Annotated in this window: 22 protein-coding genes, 2 tRNA genes and 2 rRNA genes; 17 read left to right on the forward strand and 9 right to left on the reverse strand. The window is 54.8% G+C overall.

What is annotated here, in order from left to right:
* Positions 1-93: 93 nt before the first annotated feature.
* The 4 genes from AC6I8X_RS04265 to dkgB all read left to right on the forward strand — a co-directional run bounded on the left by AC6I8X_RS04265 (position 94) and on the right by dkgB (position 4,344).
* A 23S ribosomal RNA gene (locus AC6I8X_RS04265) occupies positions 94-2,998 on the forward strand.
* Positions 2,999-3,103: 105 nt separating this feature from the next.
* A 5S ribosomal RNA gene (gene rrf / locus AC6I8X_RS04270) occupies positions 3,104-3,219 on the forward strand.
* 74 nt (positions 3,220-3,293) lie between these two features.
* A tRNA-Asp gene (locus AC6I8X_RS04275) sits at positions 3,294-3,370 on the forward strand.
* A gap of 170 nt (positions 3,371-3,540) precedes the next feature.
* Entirely contained in the window at positions 3,541-4,344 is an 804-nt protein-coding gene (gene dkgB, locus AC6I8X_RS04280) for a 2,5-didehydrogluconate reductase DkgB (protein ID WP_497840621.1), read from the forward strand.
* Between the two features lie 11 nt (positions 4,345-4,355).
* On the opposite strand, the gene yafC is transcribed toward dkgB, so the two are convergent.
* The gene (gene yafC, locus AC6I8X_RS04285; protein WP_416413084.1) at positions 4,356-5,264 is read right to left on the reverse strand and encodes a DNA-binding transcriptional regulator YafC; all 909 of its coding nucleotides are present in this window, start codon (positions 5,262-5,264) and stop codon (positions 4,356-4,358) included.
* Between the two features lie 98 nt (positions 5,265-5,362).
* Between yafC and AC6I8X_RS04290 the strand changes: the two genes are divergently transcribed.
* Together AC6I8X_RS04290 and AC6I8X_RS04295 are read left to right on the forward strand one after the other, a co-directional pair.
* A complete protein-coding gene (locus AC6I8X_RS04290; RefSeq protein WP_497840622.1) occupies positions 5,363-6,541 on the forward strand; it encodes an MFS transporter in 1,179 nt (392 codons plus the stop codon).
* A 146-nt stretch (positions 6,542-6,687) separates the two neighbouring features.
* Entirely contained in the window at positions 6,688-7,491 is an 804-nt protein-coding gene (locus AC6I8X_RS04295; RefSeq protein ID WP_313690086.1) for an endonuclease/exonuclease/phosphatase family protein, read from the forward strand.
* A gap of 60 nt (positions 7,492-7,551) precedes the next feature.
* Here AC6I8X_RS04295 and mltD read toward each other — a convergent pair whose 3' ends face one another.
* The gene (gene mltD / locus AC6I8X_RS04300; protein WP_497840623.1) at positions 7,552-8,931 is read right to left on the reverse strand and encodes a murein transglycosylase D; all 1,380 of its coding nucleotides are present in this window, start codon (positions 8,929-8,931) and stop codon (positions 7,552-7,554) included.
* Positions 8,932-9,002: 71 nt separating this feature from the next.
* Positions 9,003-9,758: a hydroxyacylglutathione hydrolase gene (gene gloB / locus AC6I8X_RS04305; RefSeq protein WP_497840624.1), complete on the reverse strand. Its 756-nt coding sequence runs from the start codon at positions 9,756-9,758 to the stop codon at positions 9,003-9,005.
* Between the two features lie 40 nt (positions 9,759-9,798).
* Here gloB and AC6I8X_RS04310 point away from each other — a divergent pair, with 40 nt between their 5' ends.
* On the forward strand, positions 9,799-10,533 hold the full coding sequence (locus AC6I8X_RS04310) for a class I SAM-dependent methyltransferase (RefSeq protein ID WP_299457252.1): 735 nt from the start codon (positions 9,799-9,801) through the stop codon (positions 10,531-10,533).
* On the opposite strand, the gene rnhA is transcribed toward AC6I8X_RS04310, so the two are convergent.
* Positions 10,518-11,084, reverse strand: a complete 567-nt coding sequence (gene rnhA, locus AC6I8X_RS04315) for a ribonuclease HI (RefSeq protein ID WP_167379253.1) — start codon at positions 11,082-11,084, stop codon at positions 10,518-10,520. The two genes, AC6I8X_RS04310 and rnhA, sit on opposite strands and share 16 nt — an antisense overlap.
* Here rnhA and dnaQ point away from each other — a divergent pair.
* Positions 11,038-11,769: a DNA polymerase III subunit epsilon gene (gene dnaQ, locus AC6I8X_RS04320; protein ID WP_497840625.1), complete on the forward strand. Its 732-nt coding sequence runs from the start codon at positions 11,038-11,040 to the stop codon at positions 11,767-11,769. The genes rnhA and dnaQ overlap by 47 nt on opposite strands.
* A gap of 134 nt (positions 11,770-11,903) precedes the next feature.
* A tRNA-Asp gene (locus AC6I8X_RS04325) sits at positions 11,904-11,980 on the forward strand.
* Positions 11,981-12,070: 90 nt separating this feature from the next.
* Here AC6I8X_RS04325 and AC6I8X_RS04330 read toward each other — a convergent pair.
* Positions 12,071-13,567, reverse strand: a complete 1,497-nt coding sequence (locus AC6I8X_RS04330) for an NCS1 family nucleobase:cation symporter-1 (protein ID WP_497840626.1) — start codon at positions 13,565-13,567, stop codon at positions 12,071-12,073.
* Between the two features lie 145 nt (positions 13,568-13,712).
* Between AC6I8X_RS04330 and AC6I8X_RS04335 the strand changes: the two genes are divergently transcribed.
* The 3 genes from AC6I8X_RS04335 to puuE are packed head-to-tail and all read left to right on the forward strand — an operon-like array spanning position 13,713 to position 16,147.
* Entirely contained in the window at positions 13,713-14,429 is a 717-nt protein-coding gene (locus AC6I8X_RS04335; protein WP_313689142.1) for a GntR family transcriptional regulator, read from the forward strand.
* The gene (hpxA, locus tag AC6I8X_RS04340) at positions 14,429-15,160 is read left to right on the forward strand and encodes an aspartate/glutamate racemase family protein (RefSeq protein WP_208714089.1); all 732 of its coding nucleotides are present in this window, start codon (positions 14,429-14,431) and stop codon (positions 15,158-15,160) included. The genes AC6I8X_RS04335 and hpxA overlap by 1 nt, the downstream gene beginning before the upstream one ends.
* Positions 15,161-15,193: 33 nt before the next feature.
* Complete coding sequence (gene puuE / locus AC6I8X_RS04345) at positions 15,194-16,147, forward strand: allantoinase PuuE (protein WP_497840627.1); 954 nt, start codon at positions 15,194-15,196, stop codon at positions 16,145-16,147.
* Between the two features lie 120 nt (positions 16,148-16,267).
* On the opposite strand, the gene hpxZ is transcribed toward puuE, so the two are convergent.
* The 4 genes from hpxZ to AC6I8X_RS04365 are packed head-to-tail and all read right to left on the reverse strand — an operon-like array spanning position 16,268 to position 19,831.
* Positions 16,268-16,651: an oxalurate catabolism protein HpxZ gene (gene hpxZ / locus AC6I8X_RS04350; protein ID WP_313689090.1), complete on the reverse strand. Its 384-nt coding sequence runs from the start codon at positions 16,649-16,651 to the stop codon at positions 16,268-16,270.
* A gap of 2 nt (positions 16,652-16,653) precedes the next feature.
* Entirely contained in the window at positions 16,654-18,051 is a 1,398-nt protein-coding gene (locus AC6I8X_RS04355; RefSeq protein ID WP_497840628.1) for an AtzE family amidohydrolase, read from the reverse strand.
* Positions 18,048-18,233, reverse strand: coding sequence for an oxalurate catabolism protein HpxX (hpxX, locus tag AC6I8X_RS04360; protein ID WP_084872924.1), 186 nt, complete (start codon positions 18,231-18,233; stop codon positions 18,048-18,050). The genes AC6I8X_RS04355 and hpxX overlap by 4 nt, the downstream gene beginning before the upstream one ends.
* An 11-nt stretch (positions 18,234-18,244) precedes the next feature.
* Entirely contained in the window at positions 18,245-19,831 is a 1,587-nt protein-coding gene (locus tag AC6I8X_RS04365) for a gamma-glutamyltransferase family protein (protein ID WP_299457233.1), read from the reverse strand.
* 122 nt (positions 19,832-19,953) lie between these two features.
* On the opposite strand from AC6I8X_RS04365, the gene hpxU reads away from it, so the two are divergent.
* The 5 genes from hpxU to AC6I8X_RS04390 all read left to right on the forward strand — a co-directional run bounded on the left by hpxU (position 19,954) and on the right by AC6I8X_RS04390 (position 23,817).
* The gene (gene hpxU, locus AC6I8X_RS04370) at positions 19,954-20,793 is read left to right on the forward strand and encodes a MurR/RpiR family transcriptional regulator HpxU (RefSeq protein WP_299457231.1); all 840 of its coding nucleotides are present in this window, start codon (positions 19,954-19,956) and stop codon (positions 20,791-20,793) included.
* 192 nt (positions 20,794-20,985) lie between these two features.
* Positions 20,986-21,771, forward strand: a complete 786-nt coding sequence (locus AC6I8X_RS04375; RefSeq protein ID WP_313689097.1) for a transporter substrate-binding domain-containing protein — start codon at positions 20,986-20,988, stop codon at positions 21,769-21,771.
* A gap of 12 nt (positions 21,772-21,783) precedes the next feature.
* Positions 21,784-22,452: an amino acid ABC transporter permease gene (locus AC6I8X_RS04380; protein WP_299457226.1), complete on the forward strand. Its 669-nt coding sequence runs from the start codon at positions 21,784-21,786 to the stop codon at positions 22,450-22,452.
* A complete protein-coding gene (locus AC6I8X_RS04385) occupies positions 22,449-23,105 on the forward strand; it encodes an amino acid ABC transporter permease (RefSeq protein ID WP_497840629.1) in 657 nt (218 codons plus the stop codon). The genes AC6I8X_RS04380 and AC6I8X_RS04385 overlap by 4 nt, the downstream gene beginning before the upstream one ends.
* Positions 23,086-23,817 (forward strand): amino acid ABC transporter ATP-binding protein, encoded by a 732-nt coding sequence (locus AC6I8X_RS04390; RefSeq protein WP_313689673.1) that lies wholly within the window; start codon positions 23,086-23,088, stop codon positions 23,815-23,817. The genes AC6I8X_RS04385 and AC6I8X_RS04390 overlap by 20 nt, the downstream gene beginning before the upstream one ends.
* The last annotated feature ends 4 nt before the right edge of the window (positions 23,818-23,821 follow it).

Genomic DNA, 23,821 nt, shown 5'->3' on the forward strand with positions numbered 1-23,821 from the left:
GTCATTTCTCCGTAATAAGAAATGAAAGCGACGCGTTCGAGTCTCTCAAAAGCTTACGATTCATAAGCGTTGCAAAACGCCTGTGGGTTGTGAGGTTAAGCGACTAAGCGTACACGGTGGATGCCCTGGCAGTCAGAGGCGATGAAGGACGTGCTAATCTGCGAAAAGCGCCGGCAAGGTGATATGAACCGCAACAGCCGGCGATGTCCGAATGGGGAAACCCAGTGCACTTGTGCACTATCGTTAACTGAATACATAGGTTAACGAGGCGAACCGGGGGAACTGAAACATCTAAGTACCCCGAGGAAAAGAAATCAACCGAGATTCCCCCAGTAGCGGCGAGCGAACGGGGAACAGCCCAGGACCTGAATCAGTTTGTGTGTTAGTGGAAGCGTCTGGAAAGTCGCGCGATACAGGGTGACAGCCCCGTACACGAAAATGCACAGATTGTGAGTCCGACGAGTAGGGCGGGACACGTGGTATCCTGTCTGAATATGGGGGGACCATCCTCCAAGGCTAAATACTCCTGACTGACCGATAGTGAACCAGTACCGTGAGGGAAAGGCGAAAAGAACCCCGGCGAGGGGAGTGAAACAGAACCTGAAACCGTGTACGTACAAGCAGTGGGAGCATCCTTCGGGGTGTGACTGCGTACCTTTTGTATAATGGGTCAGCGACTTATATTCTGTAGCAAGGTTAACCGTATAGGGGAGCCGAAGGGAAACCGAGTCTTAATTGGGCGTTAAGTTGCAGGGTATAGACCCGAAACCCGGTGATCTAGCCATGGGCAGGTTGAAGGTTGGGTAACACTAACTGGAGGACCGAACCGACTAATGTTGAAAAATTAGCGGATGACCTGTGGCTGGGGGTGAAAGGCCAATCAAACCGGGAGATAGCTGGTTCTCCCCGAAAGCTATTTAGGTAGCGCCTCGTGAACTCATCTCCGGGGGTAGAGCACTGTTTCGGCTAGGGGGCCATCCCGGCTTACCAACCCGATGCAAACTGCGAATACCGGAGAATGTTATCACGGGAGACACACGGCGGGTGCTAACGTCCGTCGTGAAGAGGGAAACAACCCAGACCGCCAGCTAAGGTCCCAAAGTCATGGTTAAGTGGGAAACGATGTGGGAAGGCACAGACAGCCAGGATGTTGGCTTAGAAGCAGCCATCATTTAAAGAAAGCGTAATAGCTCACTGGTCGAGTCGGCCTGCGCGGAAGATGTAACGGGGCTAAACCATGCACCGAAGCTGCGGCAGCGACGCTTAGGCGTTGTTGGGTAGGGGAGCGTTCTGTAAGCCGCTGAAGGTGGACTGTGAGGTCTGCTGGAGGTATCAGAAGTGCGAATGCTGACATAAGTAACGATAAAGCGGGTGAAAAGCCCGCTCGCCGGAAGACCAAGGGTTCCTGTCCAACGTTAATCGGGGCAGGGTGAGTCGACCCCTAAGGCGAGGCTGAAAAGCGTAGTCGATGGGAAACAGGTTAATATTCCTGTACTTGGTGTTACTGCGAAGGGGGGACGGAGAAGGCTAGGTTATCCGGGCGACGGTTGTCCCGGTTTAAGCGTGTAGGTGTGAAGACCAGGCAAATCCGGTCTTCTTTAACACTGAGGCGTGATGACGAGCCACTACGGTGGTGAAGTAACTGATGCCCTGCTTCCAGGAAAAGCCTCTAAGCTCCAGGTAACACGAAATCGTACCCCAAACCGACACAGGTGGTCAGGTAGAGAATACCAAGGCGCTTGAGAGAACTCGGGTGAAGGAACTAGGCAAAATGGTGCCGTAACTTCGGGAGAAGGCACGCTGGCATTAGGTGAAGGGACTTGCTCCCGGAGCTGAAGCCAGTCGAAGATACCAGCTGGCTGCAACTGTTTATTAAAAACACAGCACTGTGCAAACACGAAAGTGGACGTATACGGTGTGACGCCTGCCCGGTGCCGGAAGGTTAATTGATGGGGTTATCCGTAAGGAGAAGCTCTTGATCGAAGCCCCGGTAAACGGCGGCCGTAACTATAACGGTCCTAAGGTAGCGAAATTCCTTGTCGGGTAAGTTCCGACCTGCACGAATGGCGTAATGATGGCCAGGCTGTCTCCACCCGAGACTCAGTGAAATTGAAATCGCTGTGAAGATGCAGTGTACCCGCGGCAAGACGGAAAGACCCCGTGAACCTTTACTATAGCTTGACACTGAACATTGAGCCTTGATGTGTAGGATAGGTGGGAGGCTTTGAAGCGTGGACGCCAGTCTGCGTGGAGCCGACCTTGAAATACCACCCTTTAATGTTTGATGTTCTAACGTAGGCCCGTAATCCGGGCTGCGGACAGTGTCTGGTGGGTAGTTTGACTGGGGCGGTCTCCTCCCAAAGCGTAACGGAGGAGCACGAAGGTTGGCTAATCCTGGTCGGACATCAGGAGGTTAGTGCAATGGCATAAGCCAGCTTGACTGCGAGAGTGACGGCTCGAGCAGGTGCGAAAGCAGGTCATAGTGATCCGGTGGTTCTGAATGGAAGGGCCATCGCTCAACGGATAAAAGGTACTCCGGGGATAACAGGCTGATACCGCCCAAGAGTTCATATCGACGGCGGTGTTTGGCACCTCGATGTCGGCTCATCACATCCTGGGGCTGAAGTAGGTCCCAAGGGTACGGCTGTTCGCCGTTTAAAGTGGTACGCGAGCTGGGTTTAGAACGTCGTGAGACAGTTCGGTCCCTATCTGCCGTGGGCGCTGGAGAATTGAGGGGGGTTGCTCCTAGTACGAGAGGACCGGAGTGAACGCACCACTGGTGTTCGGGTTGTCATGCCAATGGCATTGCCCGGTAGCTAAGTGCGGAAAAGATAAGTGCTGAAAGCATCTAAGCACGAAACTTGCCCCGAGATGAGTTCTCCCTGACTCCTTGAGAGTCCTGAAGGGACGTTGAAGACGACGACGTTGATAGGCCGGATGTGTAAGTGCAGCGATGCATTGAGCTAACCGGTACTAATGACCCGTGAGGCTTAACCTTACAACGCCAGAGGCGTTTTGGTGAGAGACCAGAGAAGATTTTCAGCATTGTTCGAACGGATTGATTCGTGCGGCCTGCGAGGGCGGTGCGGATAAACAGAATTTGCCTGGCGGCTGTAGCGCGGTGGTCCCACCTGACCCCATGCCGAACTCAGAAGTGAAACGCCGTAGCGCCGATGGTAGTGTGGGGTCTCCCCATGCGAGAGTAGGGAACTGCCAGGCATCAATTTAAGGTACTTATCTGAAAAGGTAACACCGGTTATCAGCGAGACCCCGCTGGTAATGCAGTATTCGGTGGTGCGGTAGTTCAGTCGGTTAGAATACCGGCCTGTCACGCCGGGGGTCGCGGGTTCGAGTCCCGTCCGCACCGCCACTCTCTTGATTAGCCCTGACTGAAAAGTCAGGGCTTTTTCATTTCTGGCATATCAACATTGATTGTTGACTGAAACGCAAAATTCCTCTGCTTATAAGCGGATTTTTCAGCAGTAATGATGCTGTCACAATATCCCTCATCGAAATATTCCATTCACTGATGAGGAAATCATGACAATCCCAGCTTTTGGTTTAGGTACTTTCCGTCTGCAAGACGACGTTGTTATTCATTCAGTTAAAACTGCACTTGAGTTGGGTTATCGTACTATCGATACCGCTCAGATCTATGAAAACGAAGCCGCAGTGGGCCAGGCGATTGCCGAAAGTGGCATCGAACGTAGTGAGCTGTTCGTGACGACTAAGATCTGGGTAGAAAACCTCTCTGCCGACAAACTGATTCCCAGTCTCAAAGATAGCTTGTTCAAATTGCGCACCGACTACGTCGATCTTACCCTGATCCACTGGCCATCCCCAGGAGCCGCTGTTTCAGTGAAAGAAAGTATGCAGGCATTAATGGCTGCCAAAGAAGCGGGTTTGACGCGCCAGATCGGCATTTCAAATTTCCCCATCGCGCTGATGAAAGAGGCAATTGAAGCCGTAGGTGTGGAAAATATCGCGACGAATCAGATCGAGCTGCATCCGTATTTGCAGAATGAGCAGGTAGTGGAGTTTGCTCAGGAGCTGGGCATTCACATTACCTCCTATATGACGCTGGCTTATGGCGAAGCGCTGAAAGACGAAGTCATTAAGGCGATTGCGCAAAAACATCAGGCCACTCCTGCGCAGGTTGTGCTGGCGTGGGCAATGCAGCTGGGTTATGCGGTGATTCCATCATCGACCAAACGTGAGAACCTTGCAGGCAATCTGCATGCGCAGGATCTGACGCTGGATCGTGAAGATATGGATAAGATCCATGCTCTGGATCGAGCACAACGTATGGTCAGCCCGGAAGGTCTGGCACCGTCCTGGGATTAAGCGTGAAATGATCAGTCCTGGCTACGCCAGGGCTGGTTCTGCACCCACTCGCTAAGAAAATCAATAAACGCCCGCACACGCTGGCTCACACCAAGATCACTGTAGTAAACCGCATTAAAGGGCATTTCTACCGGCAGACGCAGTTGCGCCAGCAATTCCACCAGGGTCCCTTCAGCAATTTCTTTATCGACCATATAGTCCGACAAACAGGCAATACCATTGTCATTCAGGCAAAGCTGTTTCAGTGTCTCTCCGCTGTTTGACGACATACCTGGCTGGATATCATAAAGTTCGCCATTTTCCTGTGCCACTGGCCAGCGATTGAGGCGAAGGGGTTCAACGAAGCCCAGACATTCATGATTGGCCAGATCGGCCACCGACTCAGGAATGCCATATTTCGCCAGATAAGCCGGCGTTGCGACCAATTTACGGTAGCTGATAAACAGCAGACGAGCGCGCAGGGTGGAGTCCGTTAGTGTTCCTGCGCGAATGGCAACGTCGACTTTTCGCTCGATAAGATTAATAAAGCTTTCTGAGGAGATGAGCGAGAGCGTGACATCTGGATAACGTTCGCGAAAAGGCTTAATCATTGGCAGTAGCAAATGCAGAATCACCGGTGTTGCTGCATCAATACGCAGCAAACCCTGCGGAGCTTGCTGACGTTCAATCAACTCGTTTTCGGCAGTCGACATTTCCTGCATCAATTTCTGTACGCGACGGAAATAGTGTTCGCCTTCATGAGTGAGTGCCAGCTGACGCGTAGTACGGGTCAATAAAGCCACACCCAGCTTAGTTTCAAGCTTTTTAACCGTGCGGCTGACGGCCGAATTGGCCATATTTAACTGCTCAGCAGCGCGGCTAAAACTGCCACTTTCGACCACAGCGATGAACACCTTCACTTCATCTGACGATGCCTTCATTATCCCTCCAAAAGCAAAAGTCTATTGTTACTTTGCACCTTTTTGTCATTAAAGCATAAGCAGATACTGACGCCCATCAAAACCAATGGGAGTCAATCATGCCACTTGCACTTTGGGCGCTAACCATCAGCGCCTTCGCTATCGGAACAACTGAATTTGTCATCGTTGGGTTAATCCCGACCATTGCGGAACAGCTCGCCATCACGCTTCCTTCTGCCGGGATGCTGGTCTCTATCTATGCTCTCGGGGTTGCCGTAGGTGCGCCGATACTTACTGCTCTCACCGGGAAATTGCCGCGTAAGCATTTGCTGATGGGATTGATGGCACTATTTACTCTGGGGAACCTGGTGGCCTGGCAGGCACCGAACTATGAAACGCTGGTAATTGCCCGTTTGCTAACCGGCCTGGCACACGGTGTATTCTTCTCTGTAGGCTCCACCATCGCGACCAGCCTGGTAAGCAAAGAGAAAGCGGCCAGTGCGATTGCGATTATGTTTGGTGGTCTGACCGTCGCGCTGGTGACGGGGGTGCCGCTGGGAACGCTGATAGGACAGCATTTCGGTTGGCGTGAGAGTTTTCTTGCAGTCTCTATGCTGGGGGTGATTGCCCTGATCGGTAGCATGTTGCTGGTGCCGCGTAATATTGCACAGCCGCCCGCTACGTCGTTACTGCAACAGGCTCGGGTGCTGACCAATCCACGTTTATTATTGATCTATGCGATTACTGCGTTGGGCTATGGTGGCGTGTTTACAGCCTTTACCTTTCTGGCGCCGATGATGCAGTCTCTGGCAGGCTTCTCTCCCTCAGCCGTGAGCATTATTTTGCTGGGATATGGTATCGCTGTGGCGATAGGTAATATCTGGGGTGGAAAACTGGCGGACCGTCGGGGTGCCGTGCCAGCCCTGACCATAATATTCGCTGCTCTGGCGATTTTGTTAGCCGTCTTTCAGTTCACGGCCAATACGCACTACCTGGCGTTAGCGACAGTGATCATCATGGGCATCTTTGCCTTCGCCAACGTGCCTGGCTTGCAGGTTTACGTGGTACAGAAGGCAGAACACTATGCCCCCGGAGCGGTAGACGTTGCCTCTGGACTCAACATCGCCGCCTTTAATATTGGTATCGCACTGGGCTCCACGGTTGGCGGGTATATTGTGCAGCATTATGGATTAGCACAAACGCCGTGGGTGGGGGCAGTGATTGTCTTTATTGCCTTGTTGCTGGTACGCCTCAGTGGTTTGCTGGATAAGCCACGCGCCGTTATGGCTGCACAATAATCTTCAGAAACAGCCTGCCAAATGTCAGGCTGTTTACGTTTAAGCCGAAATATCCATTCCGACAATCAAGAACACCAATTGAAACCCCGCGCTAAAATCCCTATAACAGTCAGGTGAAGTCTGTTTGTAACTAGCCAGGCGGGAAAGTGCGGAAAAAAACCTATGCAATGCGTTATGTAGCAGGTCAGCCTGCCGAGCGGATCTTTCCGCCGGGGTCGATGCTGCATCTTGGGCAGGCACTGCCGCCCGGCGCACCATTGCCAGCCGACCCAACGTTGAGGGTCCTGGTCTGGAACATCTTTAAACAGCAGCGAGCAGACTGGATGTCAGTGCTGCAGGGCTTTGGCAAAGATGCGCATTTGGTATTGTTACAGGAAGCACAGACCACGCCTGAGCTGGTCAGATTTGCTACCAGCAACTATCTTGCTGCCGATCAGGTGCCCGCATTTGTCCTGCCTCAGCATCCTTCTGGCGTGATGACGCTGGCATCGGCGCATCCTGTTTATTGCTGCCCATTGCGTGAGCGTGAGCCGTTACTGCGGCTGGCAAAATCAGCACTGGTGACGGCTTACCCACTACCGAACGGCGAAATGCTGATGGTGGTGAACATTCATGCGGTGAATTTCAGCCTTGGCATTGATGTCTACAGCAAACAGCTGGGGCCGATTGGTGAGCAGATTCAGTATCACCGTGGTCCGGTGATTATGGCGGGCGATTTCAACGCCTGGAGTCGTCAGCGCATGAAGGCGCTGTTTCGCTTTGCTCAGGAGATGTCATTAAGGGAAGTGACTTTTACTGATGACCATCGACGGAAAGCCTTCGGCCGCCCACTGGATTTTGTGTTTTACCGCGATATGAAAGTGAATGAGGCGTCGGTACTGGTGACTCGTGCTTCAGATCACAACCCATTGCTGGTTGAATTTAACTCCACCTGGGCAGCAGCGCGCTAAAACCGATTTTCCCCGATAAGAAAATGAAAAAGGCCGACAAATGTCAGCCTTTTCGAGCCATTAGGTATCTGGCGTTGCGCTATTATGGACAAACAGCGTGAGGTTATCCCCCGGCTGAATGCTTTTCGCAGCAGTTAATACACTGTTCCAGCGCATAACGTCCTGGATGTTAACACCATGACGTCGCGCGATACTGGCAAGAGAATCACCCTTACGAACACGATAGGTGATGCTGTTGCCGTTATCGGCCAGCTGCGAGCCTTTGTCGCCAGCGGTCAATTTTTGACCGATTCGAACTGAGGCACCGCGCAGGTTATTCTGCTGTTTCAGTGCATTGACGCTAACGCCAAGCTTGCTGGCAATGCCAGACAAGGTGTCACCTTTGCGCACCGTATAGCTGCTAACGGCATCACTGGCTTTCGCCAGCTGCGGCTGCACGGAGGCAATATCACCGGATGCCAGTGAATTGCGTAGCTGAGCAACATTGGACTTAGGCACCATAATGTAGTGCGGTCCATTCGGCGCTGTCGTACCGTGTTTATAGCCGGCATTGAAGCTTTTCAGCTTACTTAACGACATACCAGCCATATCTGCGGCCTGCGTCAGCTCAATCTGCTGACCCACTTCCACGCGAGCCAGTGCACGGCTCTCATTTGGGGTCGGCAATTTGATGCCGTAACGCTTGTTGTTCTTGAGAATATCGCTCAAGGCCAACATTTTAGGAACATAAACCGTGGTTTCGCGTGGCAGCGACAAGCTCCAGAAGTCGGTCGGCTTACCGCGCGCCTTGTTCTGTTTAATCGCCTTCAGCACTCGTCCCTCACCGCTGTTATAGGCGGCGATGGTCAGTAACCAGTCACCGTCAAACATGGTGTTGAGACGCTGCATCATATCCAGCGCAACCTTGGTAGAAGCCACCACATCGCGGCGACCGTCATACCATTGGTTCTGTTTCAAACCATAGTTTTTGCCCGTTGTTGCAACAATCTGCCAGATGCCAGCGGCATTCGCAGAAGATGTTGCATGTGGGTCAAAAGCGCTCTCCACTATGGGTAGCAGTACCAGTTCCATCGGCATTTTACGTTTCTGTATCTGCTCGACAATCCAGTACATGTACGGCTCTGCCCGTAATGTTACATCGTGGAGATAGCTCTTATTTCTTAAGTACTTTGTTTTTTGTTCGCGGATCCGGGGGTTATCCGGAATCCCCATCTTCAACTCGTCACTAATGTGATTCCAGAGATCAGTGTCTTCTGCGAGGCTTGTTCCATCATCTTGCCAGCGCGGCGACAACAAGCGATCTCCGTACTTTCCATTTTCACCTTGACCAGCTGAAGACAGGCTCTGAGCATGCTGTTCTGGGATCGTGGCGTCATTCCTTGATGCCTGACATCCTCCCACCAGCAAGACAGAGGCGATTAATATCGCTTTTGCCTTCATGTGTGTGTCAATAGTTCGCTTAAAAGACGAGCAATCATACGTGACGGTCTGACACAACACAACCATAAAAATTAAAAACGATCTTTCTTCTCGCGTAGAACAGCAAAAGTTTGCCATAGCGGGGCGGTTGCTAAATTAACGCCTAAAGCCTTTTGCAAATCAGGATCTTGCGTGCGCAAAAATAAATTTATTTCCCTCTCAAGCGCCAGATTTGTGGGTAAAGTAATGCGATTTTCTGCACGTAAGTCCTTAATTTGCTGATACCTTGCCAAAATTTTCGGGTCATGAGGCAGAATAGCCGCAGCAAACTTCATATTGGATAAAGTGTACTCATGGGCACAGCAAATTAAGGTGTCGTCAGGGAGTTCATTAAGCTTTTGAAATGAATCAAACATTTGTTGTGCAGTGCCTTCAAATAATCTGCCGCAACCGCCGGAAAACATCGTGTCGCCACAGAAAAGATAAGGCGAACTGAAATATGAGATATGTCCTAAAGTGTGTCCGGGGGTCGCGATGACACGAAAATTTCTCCCTGACAGCGTAAATTCATCTCCATCGGCGACAATGTGCTTTGCCCCTTTATCTGCAGTTTCCTGTGGACCGAAAACGGCCATATCGGGGTAATGCTGGAGCAATTCACTGACGCCACCCACATGGTCGTGATGATGATGAGTCAGTAAAATCGCCACCGGATGCCAGTGATTGGCTTTAATTTTATCCAGTACCGGTTGAGCTTCACCAGGATCGACAATCAGGCAATTTTGCTGGTCATCCGTCAGTGTCCAGATGTAGTTATCCTGCAATGCGGGAATACTGGTAAGATTCATAAACACCTCTCAGGCCGTAGAAAAAGGAAGATGGTAAAGCATGAAGCCGGCTAAAACACGCCAAATCCTGACTGCGCCGCGCTCCTGGCGCGACATGCCCTGGGGCGACTATTTTCGCGACGCACTCACACAGCAACTTCAGCCTTCGCTCGGCAAGCTGTATGGCTTTCATATGCTTAAAATTGGCAGCCTGAGCGCAGAAATCAATACCAGCCATTGTGCTATTTCGCATCAGGTTAATGTTGGCGAAGAGGGCGAAGGGCTGCAGGTGATTGCCCGTGCGACTCAGCTGCCATTTGAAGCCAAATCGATTGATGCCTGCTTGCTGGCGCATACGTTAGCCTGGAGCCAGGACCCGCATCGCGTGTTGCGCGAAGTGGACCGGGTCCTGATTGACGATGGCTGGATGATTATCAGCGGTTTTAATCCCTTTAGCCTGCTCGGTATCAGCAAAGGCATTCCAGGCTTGCATGGTCGTGCGCCCTGGAGCGGACGGATGTTTAGCCAGATGCGACTGCTGGACTGGCTGAATCTGCTGAATTACGAAGTGGTCTACCGTACCCGCTTCCAGGTGGTGCCGTGGCACCGGCAGGGCGGCAAAGTGATCAGTGCGCATCTGCCTGCGCTGGGTTGCCTGAATGTGGTGGTGGCACGTAAACGCACCTTCCCGTTAACGCCCACCAAAGTGAAAAAAAGCCTGAGTAAAACGCAGCTACGACAGGCGGTGAACGCTACGCGGCAGTTTCGGAAAATGAAGGATCAGGATTCGGGCTGATAGCCAATATCGTCCTGCGACGGCTGGCTGGCGGCACTGCGCGCCAGTTCGTCACAGCGTTCATTCTCCGGGTGACCGGCATGGCCCTTTACCCATTCCCACACTATCTGGTGTGAACTCAGCGCCAGATCCAGTCGTTGCCACAGATCGACATTCTTCACGGGTTTTTTATCTGCGGTTTTCCAGCCACGTTTTTTCCAGTTGTGGATCCAGCTGGTAATACCCTGGCGCACATACTGGCTATCGGTGCTGATCACCACTTCACACGGCTGCGTCAGCGCTTCCAGCGCGACAATGGCGGCCATCAGCTCCATACGATTATTGGTGGTGAGGCGATAACCGGCGCTGAAGGTTTTTTCATGCTGGCGATAACGCAGAATGGCACCATAGCCACCAGGACCGGGATTGCCAAGACAGGATCCATCGGTGAATATTTCTACCTGTTTACGCATCTCTGGTAGACTTCCTTCTGACAAAACGCCAAGTCTGACATAAACGAGTCCTATGAGCACTGCAAATAACCGCCAGATCGTCCTCGATACTGAAACCACCGGCATGAACATGATCGGTGTGCACTATGAAGGACACCGCATCATTGAAATCGGTGCGGTTGAAGTTATCAATCGCCGCCTGACCGGCAACAACTTCCATATCTACCTCAAGCCCGACCGGCTGGTGGATCCGGAAGCCTTTGGCGTGCATGGTATTGCCGATGAGTTTCTGGCGGATAAACCCAGCTTCAGTGACATCGCCGATGAGTTTCTTGAATACATCCGTGGTGCTGAGCTGGTGATTCATAACGCATCGTTCGATATCGGCTTTATGGATTACGAGTTTGCCATGCTGAAACGCGACATTGGCAAAACGGAAACCTTCTGCCAGATAACCGATAGCCTGGCGATGGCGCGTAAAATGTTCCCTGGCAAGCGTAACAGCCTTGATGCGCTCTGTAACCGTCTCGAAATTGACAACAGCAAGCGTACGCTGCACGGCGCATTACTCGATGCCGAAATCCTGGCGGAAGTGTTCCTGACCATCACCGGTGGCCAGACGTCGCTGGCATTCTCGCTGGACAGTGAGCAAAGCAACCAGGCCGATGGTGAAAATATTCAGCGTATTGTGCGTCCGGCATCCGGGCTGCGCGTGGTCAGCGCCAGTGATGAAGAATGCCTGGCACATGAAGGGCGTTTAGATCTGGTGATGAAGAAGGGCGGCAGCTGCCTGTGGCGTGCCTGAAATGGCTGATTTTGCGTGGAAAAGCGGCGTTAAGTCGAAAAAAGCAGCAAACGAAACAAAGCCACAGAAAAAGCGTTGACGGCTGATCGCCCTGCCATTAATATGCGCCTCGTTCCCGACGGGGAACACAGCGCGGTGCGGTAGTTCAGTCGGTTAGAATACCGGCCTGTCACGCCGGGGGTCGCGGGTTCGAGTCCCGTCCGCACCGCCAATTTATTTAAAGAAGCCGATTCAGCAATGAATCGGCTTTTTGCTTTTCCAGCGACATAAATCAAACGGCGCGCTAATCGCGCCGTTCGGGTTAATCCTTCTGTACCGCCACCTTGCCACGATACGCCCCTGCTACCGGAGCTTCACGTTCAGCACGTGCCAGCCAGCGATAGCAACCCATGCCCAGAGCCACACCGATAAACCAGCTGAAGTTCGCCACTTCATGCAGTGAAGGGATAAAGCTGATAATCAGACCAATTCCCACCGATGGCAGCAATGCGGCGATCGCTTTCGGGTTAAAACCGCTCTGATACCAGTAACGGCCTTTCGGCGTGTCATCAAACAGGTCATCGACATACACCTTGCTGCGTTTGATCAGATAGAAATCGACGATCAAAATGCCAAACAGTGGCCCGATAAAGGCACCCAGTACATCCAGCGTGTAATGAATCAACTCAGGTGACTGGAACAGGTTCCACGGCGTCAGCAGGACCGAACCCACTGCGGCAATCATGCCGCCGGTGCGGAAACTGATTTTCTGCGGCGAGCAGTTGGAGAAGTCGAAAGCCGGTGAAACGAAGTTCGCCACGATATTGATACCGATGGTGGCGGTGATCATGGTCAGCAGGCCAATCGCCACCGCCAAATCGTTACCCACCATGCTGACCGTTTCAATCGGGTCGGTAATCATGCGGCCAAACAGCGAATTGCTGCCGGAGACAATCACCACGGTGACGATGGAGAACAGCAGGAAGTTAAACGGCAGGCCCCAGCGATTGCCGCGACGAATCTCGCCCATATTCTTGCCATAACGGGAGAAGTCACCAAAGTTGAGCAGTGGACCGGAGAAGTAAGACACCACCAGCGCTGTGGCGGTGATCATCTGCCAGGTCTGCTCACCGGCACTTAACTGCTTGCTGGCGAGGGTAAAGGAGATACCGTCAAAACCGGTCTTGTATACAATCCATCCGGCCAATGCCACCATCACGACGTATACAGCCGGGCCGGCAACATCGATGAAACGTTTAATCGCGTTCATCCCGTGCCAGAACACCAGTGCCTGCAGGAACCACATGATACCGAAGCAGCACCAGCCCAGCAGAGATAAGCCCAGCCAGCTGCTGTGCGTCATGCTGGCGAGTGAGGGGAAGAACTTCAGCAGCACCAGCATCAATGCATTGGCTGCCAGGTAAGTCTGAATACCATACCAGGCGAAGGCGATCAGGCCACGAATCACCGCCGGGATATTAGCCCCGAAAACACCAAATGCCTGACGTGAGATCACCGCGTAAGGCACGCCTGCCATCTGGCTCGGCTTCGCCACCAGGTTGGCGCACAGCTGGACAATGCAAATCCCTACCAGCAGACACAGCAGCACCTGCCAGCTTGCCAGGCCGAGGGTAAAGAAGCTGGCAGCCACCACATAGCCGCCCATACTGTGTACATCCGACATCCAGAAAGAAAAAATGTTGTACCACGACCAGTTCTGATCACGCGTCGGTGCCAGATCCTCGTTGCAAAGTCGTGGGCTGTAATGGGCGTTGGCTTCAGAGGCCACCGCAGAGGTCACTTCAGAATGATTTGGCATGAAACCTGCTCCTCTCTTAATAATGAAAAAATAATCACAGCGTGAAACGGTATTGCAGGATCCAGGCCAGAATTGATTTCTTGTATACAAAAATTGTTTTTCGCGTATACGATGTGCTGTGCACAGACATTTACCGGAGCGGGAAATGAAGAGTGAAACAGGCCAGAGAACGGCCGCAGATCTGAATGATAGAGATGAACCGATCTACCAGGCGTTGCTGAACGCCATTGTCGAACATCAATTACCGCCAGGCAGCAAATTGCCGGAAGAAGCCTTATCCGAGGTGTTTGGTGTCAGCCGCACGGGCATTCGCAAGGTGCTGCAACGCCTCGCGGCGGTGCAAATGATCACCTTATCGCCCAGGCGTGGTGCACAGGTTGCGACGCCTGGCGTGGAAGAGGCGCGTGATATTTTCGCCACGCGTAGTTTACTGGAGTGTGCCAACCTGACTGCGGTCGTCGCGCATGTCCAGCCGCCGCATCTGGCGGCGCTGGCTGGTCTGATTGCTGAGGAGCAGCAGGCACACGAACAGAATGATGGTGCCGCCGCTATCCGTCTGTCGGCTGCCTTCCACATCCAGCTGCAGGCGATATCCGGTAATCAGGTGCTGACCGAGATGGTGACGCGTCTGACGCAACGTTCCTCGCTGGTGATTGCCGCCTGGGGCGCGCCCTGGCAGCGTGGTTGCCGTTGTGATCATCATGATCGACTGGTGGAGCTGTTGCGCCAGAAGGATCTGCCTGCACTGACGGCATCACTTCAGCATCATTTCGAACATATTGTTGCCAGCCTGCACTTTGAGCGCAGCGGTGAAACCCTCCCTGACTTTGCCCGGTTATTTGCCGGGAAAGGAGAACCGTAATGAGCCTGATCCAGGTCATCAACCCCAACACCAGCCTGGCGATGACGGAAACCATCGGCCAGGCGGCGCGTGCCGTTGCTGCACCGGGCACGGAAATTATTGCGGTGTGTCCGAGCCAGGGCGTGCCTTCGATTGAAGGCCATTTTGATGAAGCCATTGCGGCGATTGGGGTGCTGGAACAGGTGAAGCTGGGCAAAGCGCAGGGGGTGAGTGGGCATGTGATTGCCTGTTTTGGCGATCCCGGCTTATTAGCCGCCCGCGAGCTGGCAAGCGGCCCGGTGGTCGGCATTGCGGAAGCGGCGATGCACACCGCCACGCTACTGGCGACGCGTTTTTCCATCGTCACCACGCTGCCACGCACGCTAATTATCGCGCGCCATTTATTGCAGCAATATGGTTTTACCCATCACTGCGCCGGGGTGCACGCCATCGATCTGCCGGTGCTGGCCTTAGAAGATGGCAGCGGAATTGCACAGGAAAAAGTACGTCAGCGTTGTATCCAGGCGAAGCGGGAAGATGGCAGCGGGGCGATTGTGCTGGGTTGTGGCGGGATGGCAACGCTGGCGCAGGATCTGACCCGGGAACTCGGTCTGCCGGTGATCGACGGCGTTGGTGCGGCGGTCAAAATGGTGGAATCGCTGGTGGCGCTGGGCTTTGGCACCAGCAAACATGGCGATCTCGATTACCCGCTAGAAAAACCGCTCACAGGTGCCTTCCAGCACCTAAACTAAGCACTGGTTGAGGTTTACACAGGAACTTACAGAATGACTGATGTATCTGAAAAGAAAGAGTACAGCTTCAACAAAAACTATCCACGCGACCTGATTGGTTACGCAGGCCAGCCACCGCATGCCCACTGGCCAGGGAAAGCCCGTGTGGCAGTGCAATTTGTCCTCAATTACGAAGAGGGCGCTGAAAATAACGTGCTGCACGGTGACGCCGGTTCCGAGCAGTTTCTGTCTGATATCATCGGAGCCGCCAGCTACGCCGATCGCCATATGTCGATGGATTCGTTGTATGAGTACGGTTCCCGCGCCGGTTTCTGGCGCATCCACAATGAATTTCAAAAACGCGGTTTGCCGCTGACCATTTTTGGTGTGGCAATGGCACTGGCTCGTCACCCGGAAATTGTCGAAGCGATCAAAGCCGCTGACTATGACGTCGTCAGCCACGGCTGGCGCTGGATCCACTATCAGGGCATGGATGCGAAAACCGAGCGTCAGCATATGCAGCAGGCGGTGGATGTGTTGAAGGATTTGTTCGGTAAAGCGCCAACCGGCTGGTACACCGGGCGCGACAGCCCCAATACCCGCCGTCTGGTGGTGGAGCAGGGCGGCTTTAGCTACGACAGCGATTACTACGGCGATGACTTACCGTTCTGGACCCAGGTCACTTGTCAGGATGGTACGGTAAAACCGCATCTGATCATTCCGTATACGCTGGAATGTAACGATATGCGCTTTGCCTCGCCGCAGGGGTTCAACACCGCCGAGCAGTTCTATACCTATCTGCGTGACACCTTTGATGTGTTGTATGAAGAGGGAGAAACCGCGCCGAAGATGATGTCGATTGGTATGCATTGTCGTCTGCTGGGGCGTCCGGGCAAATTCCGTGGCCTGCAACGCTTCCTCGATCATATCCAGCAGCATGATCGGGTCTGGGTATGCACCCGCCAGCAGATCGCCGATCACTGGATGGAAACGCATCCGGCAGAATAACAGCCCCTTAGCGGCGCGATTTATCGCGCATTCCTGTGCGCGATGCTGGAAAAATCCGCGCGATAAATCGCGCCGCTACATTGAGGGCATATATATTGCCAGTAGCCTGGCAATATATCTCTAATTCATCAAACTCACCTGCGCGGCAACAATACGCCAGCCACACGGCAGCCGCACCCAGGTCTGCTGCTGACGGCCAATCCTCTCCGTTCCCTCACGGGTAAACTCGGTGCTGCACACCGCATAGTCATCGCCAAAGGTGGTGATCACCGTGTGGCGTAACGTACGATCCAGTCCGGCCGAGGGACGTGCGGCACGAAACGCGCGGATTTCTTCGATGCCATACAGATTCTCACCGGCACCGAGGCGTACCGTGCGGCTGTCATGCCAGAACAGCTCATCCAGAACGTCCACGTCATTGCTGACCAGCGCCTGCTCGTAGCGATAAAACGCCGCGGTCACTTCGGCGACAATTGCCGGACGATCAATATGTTCAGGTGTCATGTTTATGCGTCCATCAGGGTGGTTTGCGGCAGAGTAAGCCCTTGCTGTTGCAACGCCCAGGCGGCGCGCAATGCGAGGTGTTCTTTAAACGGTGCGGCGATCAGCTGTAATCCAATCGGCAGGCCGCTCGCCGTCGGCAGCGGTACGGTACACACCGGCAGGCCAAGGAAGGAGATCGGCTGAGTCAGCATCCCCATACTGGCGCGCGTCGGCAGATGCTGGCCGTTGATATGAATGGTTTCCTGGCCGATGGTGGTCGCGCTGCACGGCGTTGCCGGGGCGATCAACACATCGAACTGATCAAACAGCGGCAGTACCTGTTGCTGGAAATGACGACGGAAGCGTTGTGCCTGCACGTACCAGGCGGAGGGCAGCATCGCACCAGCCAGCAGGCGTTCGCGTGAGTTCGGTTCGAAACGTTCTGGCATCTCGCGCAGTTTTGGCAGGTAGTGATTGCCTCCTTCCGCAGCGGTGAGGATAAAGGCGGCAGAGCGGGCTATCTCAGCATCTGGCATCGTGACTTCATCGCTGGCTGCCAGCGCTTTGGCCACCACGGCCAGCGCGGCTCGGGCATCATCATTGCACCAGGTGGAGAAGAAGCCGCCTAACACGCCACAACGTAACCCTGCCGATCCCTGCACCAGTGTGTCGCTTGCCGTCATCACCGGTTGCGCGGCCTGAAAGGCATCGCTGGCGTCAGCTCCCTGCAAAATGTCATACACCAGGCTGAGATCTTCCACGGAACGCGCGAAGGGGCCGATATGGTCGAGGCTGGCGACAAACGGGTGGCTGCCGCTGCGGGATAAACGGCCAAAGGTAGGCTTCAGGCCGAAAATGCCGCACAGCGAAGCCGGAACGCGAATCGAGCCGTTGGTATCGCTGCCGAGCGAGAAGTGCACCAGCCCGGCCGCGACGGCGGCTGCCGATCCGCCTGAGGAACCACCCGCCACCCGCGTCAGATCGCGCGGGTTGTGGGTGGGGCCATAATGGGTGTTCTCGGTGGTGAAGCCGTAGGCATAAGCATCCATATTCAGCATCCCGGAGAGTAGCGCCCCTTGTTGTCGCAGCTTGCTCACCGCCCAGGCGTCTTCGCGCGCTGCCGGGCGTTCACTGAACAGGCTGGCACCGGCCAGGGTACTGTGACCGGCGACGTCAAACAGGTTCTTCACCGCATAGGGAATGCCCGCCAGCGCCGGTAAGGTTTCCCCGCGTTGGCGTTGTGCATCCAGCTGATCCGCTTCTTTCAGCATGCGCTGACCGGTGACTTCGGTCCAGGCGTTGAGTGCCGGATTATGCTGTTCAATCGCGCTTAACGTGTGTTCGGCGATGTCACGCGCACTGATGTCACCGTTGCTCAGTGCCTGTTGCAGCGCGCTGATTGAGAGGGCAGAAAGTTTCATAGCTTATACACTCCCGCCACTTCCAGACGATCGTCGAGCGGATAAGCCATCAGCGGTTCAGCCATCGCGGCAATGCGGTTAAATTGGGTCAAAAGTTCGGCGCGGCGCGCCTCATCCAGCTCCAGCGCCAGAATCTGTTCCATCTGGGCAATATAGGCAGCCCAGTCCGGTTGTGCACTCATCAGTTTTCTCCTTAGAAACCAGCGGCGCTGCCGTTGCTGCGCGGATCAAACGCGCCTTCCAGCATGCCGTTATTATGGCGAACAATGGCACCAGCATGGCCGACCACCTCGCTAAAATCAGGTAACAGTTCCACTTCATGACCCAGTGCGCGCAACTGCTGTACCGTTTCCGGCGCCACACGCGCTTCCAGTTTAAGGGAGTCAGAGGATTGTCCCCAGGTACGGCCCAGCAGCCAGCGCGGCGAGCTCACCGCCTGTTGCAACGGCAATCCCTGGATAACATGGCGGGTAAAAATTGCCGCCTGGGTCTGTGGCTGGCCGTCGCCGCCCATTGAGCCATACACCATGGTGCGGCCATCTTTCAGGCGTGCCGCCGCCGGGTTAAGGGTGTGGAACGGTTGTTTGCCGGGTGCCAGCGCCAGCAGGTGGCCGGGTTGCAAACTGAAGGCCGCGCCACGGTTTTGCCAGGTGATACCGGTGCCCGGCAGAACCACGCCGCTGCCAAATTCGTGATAAATGCTCTGGATAAAGGAGACCGCCAGCCCGCTGCTGTCCATCACCCCCATCCACACAGTATCTCCCGGACCTTTACCGGTGCCCCACGGGGCGGCATTGGCATCATCAATCTGCGCGGCCAGGCCAGCGAGATGATCGGCATCCAGCAGGCTTTGCACATCAATGTCGATATGGCGCGGATCGGTAATATGTTGATCGCGCAGGGCAAAGGCTTTCTTGGTGGCTTCAACGATGCGATGCACGGTCTGTGTTTCATCGGCATCCGCCATATTGAGCTGATCGGTAATGCCCAGAATCGCCAGCGACACCAACCCCTGGGTGGGTGGCGTCATGTTCCAGATATCGCCTTCGCTGTGCGCCAGATGCAACGGCGTGCAGCGGCGGGCCTGCTGGCGTTGCAAATCTTCGAGGGTGACCGGCATGCCGAGTGCCGACATTTCCCGTGCCAGATGATGCGCCAGTTCACCGCGATAAAAACTGTCTAATCCCTGCTCACACAGCAGGCTGAGGGTATTCGCCAGCGCCGGTTGGGTGAAACGGCTACCTGCCGCAGGCACTTCGCCATCGGGCAAAAAGGTGGCAGCAAACCCCGGCTGATCCTGCAATTCATGGCGTTTAGCAGCAGTGGCGGCGGCCTGCGAGTCAGTGACGGGAATGCCGTCAGCCGCATAGCGGATAGCGTCACGTAGCAGGCGTGGCAGCGGCAATGCTGTGGCTCCCAGCTCGGCAGAATAAGCCAGGGCTTCCTGCCAGCCGCTGACGGTGCCTGCCACGGTCAGCGCCGCTTTCGGTCCGCGATGTGGAATTTTTGTTGCGCCGTGATAAAAATCGAAGTGCGCCAGTGAACCGGCAGCACCGCTGGCATCGATAGCGATGGGATCGCCACCCGGCGGCACAATCAGCCAGAAGCCGTCACCGCCCAGCCCGTTCATATGCGGGTAGACCACGGCGATAGTGGCGGCAGCCGCAACCATGGCTTCAATGGCGTTGCCACCTTCGCGCAGCACCGCTAAGGCGCTTTCGCTGGCGAGATGGTGCGGGGTTACGGCCATGCCTAATGGCGCCATATTGCTCTGTATCATAGTGAACTCATTTTTCGGGTACGTGGGGAAGTTATAGCAAGAGCTGTTCCAGTTTTGGCAGGAAAACCATTGTGGATCGATTTATGCTAGCTTGTGATGAAACGAAAGTTACAGGACGAATGATGAAACAGTTAGATGAACGCCTCCGTAGCCACTATCCGCAACTGTCGCCGCAGGAGCAGCGCATTGCCGATTTTGTCTTTGACCATTTTGACGACCTGATCAGCTATAACAGTGCGGAACTGGCGCGGCTGAGTGGTGTGTCAAAAGCGACGGTGAGCCGCCTGTTCAAGCGCCTTGGCTACGAAAAATACAAAGACATGCGTGATGAGCTGCGCACGCTGCGCCAGAGCGGTATGCCCCTGACGGACAACCGCGATGCGGTGCAGGGCAACACGCTGCTGTCGCGTCATTACAAGCAGGAGATGGCGAACCTGACGCAGTGGGTCAACAGCATTGATCCGCAGCAGTTTGGCGAGGTGATTCAGGCGCTGGCGCAGGCGAAACGGCTGTTTATCGTCGGCATGCGTAATGCCTATCCGGTAGCGCTGCATCTGCGCCAGCAGCTGATGCAGGCGCGTCCGCAGGTCCATGTGCTGCCGCAACCCGGCCAGACGCTGGGTGAGGAGCTGGTGGATATCACCCCGGAAGATGTGGTGGTGGTGATGGCGTTTCGCCGTCGGCCCCGCATCCTCCGCCCGCTGATGCAGCAGCTACAACAAAGTAATATCCCGGTGCTGGCGCTGTGTGAACCGCAGGCGCAGGGCGTGCTCACCCTGGCGCGCTGGCAGCTGTGTGCACCGCTCGACAGCGTCTCCGCCTTCGACAGCTATGCCTCCGCCATGAGTCTGGTGAACCTGCTGGCTAATGCCCTGTTGCATGAAATGTTGTCGCAAGGTCGCCAGCGTATTCATCAAATCGCCGATCTCTACCAGCATCTGGATGAGCTGGAACACCGTTAAAGGGCACCGTTTTGGTGCTTTGCACCTTTTTTGATCGCTTTGACGTCCCGGCGCTGCGCCGGTTTTTTTCACCCTGATAAAGCTGCAACCCTGATTTTTCATGGAAGTGTTCTTTTTGTTTCGGTTGGCACATTAGTTGCAGAACGATTAATCAAGAATCTTTTGTTTCACGTAAACTCACCGGGGTGCATAATGAAAAAAGTTTTAATGGCAGTAGCAGGCGCTGCGTTAATGATGGCGCAGGTCGGTAGCGCGATGGCCGATCAGCTGCAGGACATCCAGAAACGCGGTGTTATCCGCATTGCCGTACCGCAGGACTTCCCGCCGTTTGGTTCCGTCGGCACCGATTTACAGCCGCAGGGCTATGACATCGACATGGCGAAGTATCTCGCCAAAGAGATGAAACTGAAGTTGCAGCTGGTGCCTGTCTCCAGTGCTAACCGCGTGCCGTATCTGCAAACCGATAAGGTCGATCTGGTGATCTCCAGCATGGGGAAAAATGCCGAACGTGAAAAAGTGATCGACTTTAGCCGTGCTTACGCGCCGTTCTTCCTGGGTGTGTTTGGTCCGAAAGGCGAAGAAATCAAAGATGCAGCGGCCCTGAGCGGCAAATCCATCGGTGTAACGCGTGGTGCGGTCGAGGATATGGTTCTGACCGGCATCGCACCGAAAGACGCCGATGTGAAACGTTACGAGGATAACAACACCACGCTGTCGGCTTATCTTTCTGGTCAGGTGCAGTACATCGCCACCGGCAACCTGGTCGTGGCGGCGATTGCGCGCCAGAACCCAGCCAAAGCCCCGGTCGCGCAGTTCATGCTGAAAGATTCCCCGTGCTTTATCGGTCTGAAAAAGGACGAGCCTGCGCTGAAAGATAAAGTGAATGCGTTGATCGAGCAGGGCATTAAAGACGGCACTCTGAACAAGCTGTCCGAAGAGTGGCTGAAAGCGCCACTGCCGGCCAACCTCGGCGCATAAGAAGGACAGCCAATGATTGGGCAACTTAACTTTGCTGCGCTCTGGCCGCATTGGCCGGAGCTGCTGGCGGGGCTGTGGGTCACCATCCAGCTGACGGTACTGGCGACCGTAGGGGGCGTGTCGCTCGGTATCCTTGGTGCGGCACTGCGCAGCGGCAAACCCAGCTGGCTGAGCCGTATCTGGGGCGTTTATGTCGAGCTGATTCGCAACACCCCGTTTGTGGTGCAGCTGTTTTTTATCGTCTTTGGTTTGCCCAATCTTGGTCTGAAACTGACGGCGGGCGAAGCAGCGCTGCTGGCGATGCTGATTAACCTCGGTGCCTACAGTACCGAGATCATCCGTGCCGGTATTCAGGTGACGCCGAAAGGGCAGTGGGAGGCCGGGCGTGTACTTGGCCTGACTCGCAGCCAGACGTTTCTGCGCGTGGTGTTACCGCCGTCCTTGCAACGTATTTATCCGGCACTGGTCAGCCAGTGCATCATCGTGATGCTGGGATCGTCAGTGGTGTCGCAGGTCTCCTATGAGGAACTGACCTTCGCCGCCAACCTGATTCAGTCGCGAACCTTTTTGAGTTTTGAAGTCTATCTGGTGACCACGTTGATTTACCTGGCGTTGTCGATTGCCATGCGTCAGCTGCTGCTGGCAGTGGGACGTAAATGGTTTGGAGCGCTGCCATCATGACGACCTTTACCGACTGGGACATCCTGCGCAACCTGCTGCTGGCGGCGCGCTGGACGATTTTGCTGTCGCTGGTGGCCTTCTTTGGTGGCACGCTGGTGACCCTGCCGCTGCTGTTTTTGCGCCTGCTGCGTAAACCGTGGCTGATGCGGGTGATCCGTGGTTACACCGAATTGTTTCAGGGCACGCCACTGCTGATGCAGCTGTTTCTGGCGTTCTTTGGCGTCGGGTTGTTCGGCATCGATGTTGCCCCCTGGACCGCCGCCTCACTGGCGTTGACGCTCTACACCAGCGCGTTTCTGGTGGATATCTGGCACGGTAGCATCCGTGCGTTACCGAAAGGCCAGTGGGAAGCGTCGCGCTGCCTGGGCCTGACGTTCGGCCAGACGTTGTACCGCGTGATTGCCCCGCAGGCGATCCGCATTGCTATCGCGCCGACCGTCGGCTTTGCCGTGCAGGTGATTAAAGGCACGGCGCTGGCTTCCATCATCGGTTTTGTCGAGCTGACCAAGGCCGGCACCATTTTGACCAATGTGACTTATCAGCCGTTTAAGGTATTTGGCCTGGTGGCGTTGGGTTACTTCCTGATGTGTTATCCGCTGTCTCGCTACAGCCAGTACCTGGAGAAAAAATTCAATGCCGCTCATCACCATTAATCAGGTACAGAAGTACTACGGCGACAACCATGTGTTGAAAGGGGTCGATCTCGATATCGAAATGGGCGAGGTGATCTCCATCATCGGCCGCAGCGGATCGGGTAAAAGTACCTTGCTGCGCTGCATGAACGGGCTGGAAGGCTATCAGGAAGGCAGCATCAAACTCGGCGGCATGACCATTACCGATCGGGAATCCCAGGCGCGTGACATCAGCCGTTCGGTCGGCATGGTGTTTCAGAGCTTCAACCTGTTCCCGCATATGACGGCGCTGGAAAATGTCATGCTGGCACCGCGTCGCGTGCTGAAAAAGAGCGAGGCGGAGTGCCGGGAACTGGCAAAACAGATGCTGGAAAAAGTCGGTCTCGGTGAGCGCCTCGACTATTACCCGGCCAATCTTTCGGGCGGCCAGCAGCAGCGCGTGGCGATTGCCCGTGCGCTGGCGATGCAGCCCAAAGTATTACTTTGTGACGAGATCACCTCGGCGCTTGACCCTGAGCTGGTAGGCGAAGTGCTGAAGGTGCTGGAGCAATTGGCGGCTGAGGGTATGACGCTGATTCTCGTGACACATGAAATGAACTTCGCCCGCGACGTGGGCGATCGTGTGGTCTTTATGCATCAGGGACGCGTCTGGGAACAGGGTGACAGCAAAACGCTGTTCGCCAATCCGCAAACCGCGGAACTGAAACAATTTATCTCGACGGTTCGTCTCTAAGCCA

It is taken from the genome of Pantoea sp. X-Soil-TKNS-1280, assembly GCF_059730475.1.